A 7,593-nucleotide genomic window follows, 5' to 3' on the forward strand; every position below is an offset into this window, starting at 1 on the left:
AATGGATACTCTTTTTCTCTTTGCAAAACATCTTGATGAGGCAGGATGCTTCTGCCTCAAAATGGATGCAGATGGAGCATTAGTTGCACCACCTGCACAACGTAGTTTTGTCGAAATTAAGTCATTACAGACAGAATGTAAAACCTTAGTCATTGAAACATGTGAGCACGTCAGCCTTCTTAATCTTGAGTTTTCGTGGCTTCCAGATAGAAAAGCACGCATTGCAATTCCTTATGCTTTAGAAGAGAAATTAGCGCAGCCCGTAGATGAACTTCATTTTGCTTTTGATAAAGCACGATATCAAAATAATCAATATCTGGTTGCTGTGATAAGCAAACAGCGCATTCGTTATCTTATGCTATTTCTCAATGAGCAAGAAATAGAGTTTTCTGGAATTACCGTGGATTGGTTTGCTTTAGAACCACAAGAATTATGTGTTTGCGAAACAACACTACTAATTAATACAGATGATTTCAAAGGCGCTCTTTCTGGAGAGTTAGCTCATATCTATCTAAAAAACCATCCGCAACATCAACCCTTACTTTTTGCTGACAGTACAATCCAAAATGATTCATCATTACCTAAGAGTCAAGAAACATCCTACACGTGGATTGCACAAAGAATATTAAAATCGAAGTTACTGAATCTCTGCCAAGGGGAAATGCAGCATGGGAATAAAGCGGATTTACTAAAAAAAGGATATCAGGTTCTCGGTGCTCTTTTTTTGGTTTGGCTAATCTCTCTCCTTGTAACAAATGGCGTTAAATTGCATCTACTTAATAAAGAAACTCAGAAAGTTGATGGACAAATTGCTGTGGTTTATCGTGAGTTTTTCCCTGACGCAAAACAAGTTATTAGCCCTAAATTTCGCATCACAGAACTGTTAAAAAGCAATAATACCGAAGAACAAAATCGCTTTTGGTTCTTACTGAACCAATTTGCCAAGGTAATGAAAAATGAACATAATACTCTGGAGCAATTACGTTATCAGAATAAGACTTTATCAGTCACCTTAGTCAGCACTGACTTTGCCAGTTTAGAAGAATTGGAAAATGAATTAAGAAAGCTGCAACTTAAAGTGAAACAAACCCAAGCATCAACACGTGAACAACACGTTGTAGCCACTTTGGAGTTAATGTGAAAGCCTATTTAAGCACACTGAATGATCGCGAAAAATGGATGTTGATTGGAACAGCAGTGTGCCTCTTTCTTTATGTATATTATTTATTTTTATATAGCCCGTTGAGTCAACAAGTAAACCAAAAATCAACCCAACTCGTCGAAAAAACCGCTACGCTCGAGTGGATGAACAAAATCAGACAACAAAACAATGCAAAGCAAACAAAAAAACAAATAGTTGATAACAGCCAACTATTAACCGCCCTCGCTACACAACTAAAAAACGATTCGACTATAAAATTTCCTTATCAGTTACAACAAACTGGCTCAGGAGATATTCAGCTGACTTTTGATGCAGTTGCTTTTAATTTATTTATTACTTGGTTGGATAAAATAAATCAACGCTATGCGATTACAGTAAAACAATTTGAAGCAGACCGTTCGAAAACACCAGGTGTAACACGTTTATCGATTCTGATTAGCTCAGCTTCTAAAACTTAATCTGTATTGTAGCCTAGATTATTAATTGTAGCCTGGGTGCAGCGTAGTGGAGCCCGGGTTTAATATGCTATTCAAATAATTCATAAAAATAAGGAAATTTATGTCAAACTCATCAGTTAAAATTGTTCGTTTTCACGAAACTGGAGGTCCAGAGGTATTAAAGCTCGAAGAAGTATCATTGCCAGAACCAGGGAAAGGCGAAGTTCGCTTGCGTGTTCATGCAATTGGTTTAAATCGTGCTGAAATTATGTTTCGTACCGGACGTTATTTAATACAACCCCATTTTCCATCAAAAATTGGCTATGAAGCCTCTGGTGTGGTTGAAGCAGTCGGTCCAGATGTAGATAAAAAAATAATTGGCAAAACATACAGCACGGTTCCTTGTTTTGATCTTGGTAAATATGGTGTGTATGGGGAAGTAGCAATAGTTCCTGCATATGCACTCGCAGCATATCCTGAGAAATTGTCCTATGCAGAGGGAACGTCCATTTGGATGCAATATATGACCGCTTATGGAGCCCTGATACATTATGGTGCGCTTGCTAAAAATGATTTTGTTTTAATTACTGCAGCAAGTAGTAGCGTAGGACTTGCTGCCATTCAAATGACACGTGCTCAAGGTGCAATAAGTATTGTTACTACACGAACCCCTAAGAAAAAAGCTGAGCTACTCTCTTTAGGTGCAGATCATGTCATTGTCACCAATGAAGAAAATCTTCCTGAACGTGTACGTGAAATAACTAAAGGCGCCGGAGTAAAAATTGTTTTTGATCCAATCGCTGGCAAAGGCGTTGAGACTTTAGCAGAAGCACTCTCTCCAGGCGGAACACTTTTTGTTTATGGTAACTTGTCTTTAGAAGAGATTACTCCATTTCCACTTTTCGCCGCGTTAAATAAAGGCATTTCTTTGAGAGGTTATACGCTTTTTGAAATTGTATCCCAAGCCGATGTGCGTAAAAAAGCAGAAAAATATATTTTTGACCGCTTACAAGATGGATCATTTCATCCTCAAATTGCTCAAATGTTCTCTTTGGGACATATAGTCGACGCACATAGGTACATGGAGTCCAATGAACAAGTAGGTAAAATCGTAGTCACCGCTTAAATTGCAGAAATATGGCCATATTTACAACAGACGTCAAAAAGGCTTTACGCTTGCTGGTAGTCAAAAAGTAGCCTGGGTGAAGGCTACAATTTAGCAGACGTAGATTAAGGTATTTTGACATTAGCTAGCATATACAATCCCCGAGAAGGTGTCTGAGTGAAGCCGATGCTGATGTCTTCACTCGATTAATTTTTTATTCATATTATTGTTGCACGCTGCTCCAATTAACCACTGAAGCACCACCTTTTAGTTCAGGAGGTAACGAATTTAACGCTTTTTGTGCTTCTTCGGAGGTACTGTAGGTTCCATATACCCCTTTATATCGGGTTTTCCCATCTTGATCATATTTCACCTGGGCCATCCGATTTTTTTTGGGTGCTTTATACAGGACTTGCGCCACGTGAGATGCTTTATCCCCTTCAGTCAATTCAATTGTATAAGCTTGAGGATTTTGACTATTTACCCAAGTCTGATCTCTGTCTTTAAAAGAAACAGGAGAATGCAGCTCTCCAACATGATATGAATTAGGAACGCTTACTTCCCGTTTTTGTTGATATCTATAATCATAATTCGTCATATTGTAACTATTTATATTATAAGGTTGTTGTGTGATATCAACATATGAAAATGCTGGATATGAGATGGTATCACTATCTTTCGTACAGGAAGACATAGCAAACGCACAAATTACTGTGAGCGCTAAGTTTATTTTCTTATTCATTGTCATTCCCCTAGTTATAGTTCTTTTTATTTGCTCCCTGCCTACTATATCTACATAATTAGAAAAAACTTTAGAAATTTGTATTGTTAAAGAACAAATTATGTCTTACAGTAATTTTTTTCTTATTTCGACAATAAAAACTTATGTGGACACATCGACGTTCAGGACAAACGAATCAAAGGGGAAATCAGGATCATCGAGATCCTTATGAGCGAGACCGCACCCGCGTAATTCACTGCCCCGCCTTCAGAAGATTACAAAGAAAAACACAAATTTTAGGAACAGATGAAGGTGATTTTCACCGTACTCGTCTGACCCACTCTTTAGAGGTCGATTCAATCGGGCGCAGTATTGTACACAACCTCTTAATGAACCAAGAAAAACAAATTGTTTTAGCGGGTTTACTACCTAATGATGACCTGATCTCTGTGATTTGCTTACTGCATGACATTGGCCATCCACCTTTCGGACATGGCGGTGAAGTAGCCCTCAATTATATGATGCGAAACTATGGTGGGTTTGAAGCAAACGGACAAACATTGCGCCTACTCACTAAGGTTGAAAGTAGTTATGGAACCTATGGTCTTGATTTAACCCGACGTGCATTGCTTGGTATTTTAAAATACCCTGTGAAGCGCTCTAATGTCGTCGCCCCAAAACACCCTCCAGTACATGAGTCCATTCATAAAACCATCAAAATTAATGACTGGTTACCACCTAAAGCTTATTTTGATTGTGAGCAGCCAGAGATTGATTGGTTGTTGTCACCTTTTTCTGATAGGGACAAAGAGTTATTTCAATCGTTGTCGCAAGCACCGCATGGTACAAAAGCAGGAAAATCAGCCTACCATAGCTTTGATTGCTCCATTATGGACATTGCTGATGATATTGCGTATGGAGTTCATGATCTTGAAGACGCCATTCATTTACGTCTTATCAATGCCGCACATCTGGATACCCAAGAGTTTAGACAGTTATTAAGTAATACCATTTTAGGTAATCGAAAAAACCAGTTGATAGACTCACTATTTTCTCAGGATCATTATTCAAGAAAGCAGACCATAGGAGAAATGGTCAATTATTTTATTACCTCGACTCAAATCATAACGACCAATGAACAATTCGAGAATAATTTACTTAAATATAATTTAGCACTTGTTCCTGAAGCAGATGCTCTGCTGAATTATTTAAAACAATGCATCTTCAATAATGTCATTGACTCCCAAGAAGCCCGTACTTTTGAATATGGTGGCCAAACAGTAGTTCTTAGGCTTTTCGATGCCATCAGCTCAAATCCTGGTAGTTTATTAGACAACAAAAATCGAGTTTTATTTAAACAAGCAGAAGATGAAACTGTTGCCTACCGAATTGTTTGTGATTACCTGGCTAACATGACTGATGAGTATGCCTATAGAATGCATGAGCGATTGTTTGGATTTAATACACGAACAATTTTCGAAAGACTTTGAGAGTACATCATTACCTTATTGAGTTTTCGATTTTTATTATTCCAAGCTGGGATGTCTTCCCAAAATAGATTATCATCTTTTTTTAATTCATGGAGAACTAAGAATAAAATGGATATAACAAAGACTCTTACGGTACTTATTGCGACAACGCTTGCTCAAAATAGCTTTTCAGGTACTATGGGACCAGTTAGTTCGCCCTGGACACAAGTTATCACCTTAAGCCTAGGCCCAGCCTGGACTGATACTGGCGAAACAAATACCTTCTTCTTACAATCAGATGTTGAAAAAACATACACTGCAAATGAAAATACAAGCACCCTTTTTGATGGAGAGATTTTCTATGGTTTGCAACACGCATTAAATGCTACATTTACCGGTCAATTGGGTTTAGCTGCCGCGGTAACATCTAATGCAAAATTGAAAGGTGATGTATGGGAAGATGCTGATCCAGATTTCGATAATTTTTTCTACACCTATAAAATCAATCATACTCATATCGCTGCCAAAGGAAAGTTGATTGGTCATTTCAATGCTCCTGTAAATCCATATATTAGTGGAAGCTTAGGAGTGGGTTTTAACCGTGCGCACAACTTCACCATTACCCCTAAAATAGTTGAAGAAATTCCTGCGCCGGGATTTACTTCTCATACTCATACTGCATTTACTTATACAGTAGGTGCAGGGATCCAAAAAGAGTTCTATTCTAGGTGGCAGGTCGGTATTGGATATGAATTTGCAGATTGGGGAAAAAGCTATCTTGGACGAGCGCCTGGGCAAACACTGAACAATGGCCCTGGTATGAATCATTTGTATACGAATCAATTGCAATTTAGCTTAAGTTATCTAATCTAAGGATTGAAAATGAATAAAAAATGGATTTATTTTTTACTAAGTAGCGCTGTTTTTACGCCAGTCATCCTACATGCAGCACCTAAACCTCAACCCAAATTTTCCATTCTTGCAACAGCAAAAGGGGAACATCAAGTTTATCCCAAGGGTACTATTACTCTGAGTTATACAATCATTAATAATACCAAATATGAACGAACTTTAACTTTTAAAGCAATACAAGGGGTCAGCCAAGGCACTGGAGCTACTAAACCTTGTTCTAGTCCATTTACCCTGAAACCAGGTCAAGATTGCCAATTAAGCTTGGTCATTCACGGTAATGCGATTCCATCCAATGGAATAAATGGCGGACCTGAAGTATGTAAAACTATAGGACCTGGAAATAATAACCCAGATCAGTTTCTCTGCTCTCAACCCAGTGAAGAAGATAAGTTAAAGGTTACCTTATCAACTGCACCACTTATAAGAAGAGTGACTGTTGGGCTTGCTAGCATAAATGGTCAAAACATGCCAATTGCTTTCACTAGTACTGACGGAGGCAGTTCATGGAGCCCACTAATTCAGCTACAAGGTACAGGCCAATTGAACAATGTTACTTGTGATGACTCAGGTCTTAATTGCGTCACGGTTGGCCGAATAAGCGCCACCCAACCCATGATTTATAACAGTAAAGACGGTGGAAACTCATGGTCTTCTCCTGTATTTCCATCAGTACTTGCGGGTGCTACACAAGTACCGCTCCCAGGTATTGCTTGTGATAATACCGGAGTGAACTGTGTTGCTGTTGGCAGTACGAGGGTCCCACCTAAAACTTTTGCAGTAGCTTACACAAGCATGGATAGTGGGGCAACCTGGAGTAGCCCTATATTGCCCACGCCCCTGTCAGGAAATTCAACTTTGTCTAGTGTCGCTTGCAGCAGCTCTGGTCTCCAGTGCGTCGCTGTCGGTACTCATGCAGGAGCACCAATAAGCTATAGTAGTACTTCTGGAGGTTCTAGTTGGAGTACAGCAAACATTCTAACGACACAGCCTGGTTTTACCAATACTCTATCATCAGTCTCCTGCGATAGCTCCGGATTGACATGCAGCGCAGTAGGTTCCTCATTTGATGAGACCACAGGAATTCCCGTCCCAGTTACTTATACAACAGTTAATGGTGGTTCAACTTGGAGTGCTCCCATTTTACCCTCCCCAGCATCCAGTGAAGATAGCGAGTTATTAGCAGTGTCTTGTAGCAATTCTGGACTTTGTACTGCTACTGGATATGTAACTATTGGTGGTGTGCTAAACAATCTTGCTTATACGAGTAATAATAGTGGCAGTACCTGGAGTGCCCCTATTCTACCTGCTATACCACAAGGATTTGATGGCAACACATTAAATGGAGTGTTCTGCGGTAATGATGGAATTCTTTGTTCTACTATTGGTTCTGGGCAAACTAATCCGTCAAACCTCTTTCCTTTCTCATATATTAGTATTAATGGGGGAAATAGCTGGAGTTCACCACTTTTACTCACCGTACCCGCCAATATCATCAACTCTAACCTTGCTGCAGTTTCTGGTAGTAAATAGGCAGTCTAATTCAGGTAACTTACTCAATGTAAGTTACCTTTTTTACAGAAAATAAATCATGAGGACGTTAGAAATACTTATGCGTGGTAATAGGGTACGATAAAAATTATTCGAGTTGTATCGCTACTTAGGGTAATTTTTACGCGTTTGACTAAAGTGTCAACTTTGGTATTCAAAGACATTGCCATAAAAATGGCGTCCCCAAGGGGGTTCGAACCCCTGTTACCGCCGTGAAAGGGCAGTGTCCTAGGCCGCTA

General features: G+C 39.2%; 7 protein-coding genes. 6 read left to right on the forward strand and 1 reads right to left on the reverse strand.

Features of this window, described 5'->3' with window-relative positions:
• Position 1: 1 nt before the first annotated feature.
• From gspL to BGO44_RS10240, 3 genes are all read left to right on the forward strand, one after another.
• Entirely contained in the window at positions 2-1,141 is a 1,140-nt protein-coding gene (gspL, locus tag BGO44_RS10230) for a type II secretion system protein GspL (RefSeq protein WP_058510045.1), read from the forward strand.
• Positions 1,138-1,620 carry a GspM family type II secretion system protein LspM gene (gene lspM / locus BGO44_RS10235; RefSeq protein ID WP_058510044.1) on the forward strand — a complete coding sequence of 161 codons (483 nt, stop codon included), beginning with the start codon at positions 1,138-1,140 and terminating at the stop codon, positions 1,618-1,620. Before gspL ends, lspM begins: the two co-directional genes overlap by 4 nt.
• A 100-nt stretch (positions 1,621-1,720) precedes the next feature.
• Complete coding sequence (locus tag BGO44_RS10240; RefSeq protein ID WP_273199616.1) at positions 1,721-2,725, forward strand: zinc-dependent alcohol dehydrogenase family protein; 1,005 nt, start codon at positions 1,721-1,723, stop codon at positions 2,723-2,725.
• Between the two features lie 202 nt (positions 2,726-2,927).
• On the opposite strand, the gene BGO44_RS10245 is transcribed toward BGO44_RS10240, so the two are convergent.
• On the reverse strand, positions 2,928-3,446 hold the full coding sequence (locus tag BGO44_RS10245; RefSeq protein ID WP_058510042.1) for a hypothetical protein: 519 nt from the start codon (positions 3,444-3,446) through the stop codon (positions 2,928-2,930).
• A gap of 143 nt (positions 3,447-3,589) precedes the next feature.
• Here BGO44_RS10245 and BGO44_RS10250 point away from each other — a divergent pair, with 143 nt between their 5' ends.
• From BGO44_RS10250 to BGO44_RS10260, 3 genes are all read left to right on the forward strand, one after another.
• Positions 3,590-4,915: an anti-phage deoxyguanosine triphosphatase gene (locus BGO44_RS10250; protein ID WP_058510041.1), complete on the forward strand. Its 1,326-nt coding sequence runs from the start codon at positions 3,590-3,592 to the stop codon at positions 4,913-4,915.
• A 108-nt stretch (positions 4,916-5,023) separates the two neighbouring features.
• Positions 5,024-5,767 (forward strand): outer membrane protein, encoded by a 744-nt coding sequence (locus tag BGO44_RS10255; RefSeq protein ID WP_273199618.1) that lies wholly within the window; start codon positions 5,024-5,026, stop codon positions 5,765-5,767.
• A 9-nt stretch (positions 5,768-5,776) separates the two neighbouring features.
• A complete protein-coding gene (locus tag BGO44_RS10260; RefSeq protein ID WP_273199620.1) occupies positions 5,777-7,336 on the forward strand; it encodes a WD40/YVTN/BNR-like repeat-containing protein in 1,560 nt (519 codons plus the stop codon).
• Positions 7,337-7,593: the final 257 nt, after the last annotated feature.

Source organism: Legionella sp. 39-23, from assembly GCF_001897665.1.
Lineage (GTDB): Bacteria > Pseudomonadota > Gammaproteobacteria > Legionellales > Legionellaceae > Legionella > Legionella steelei.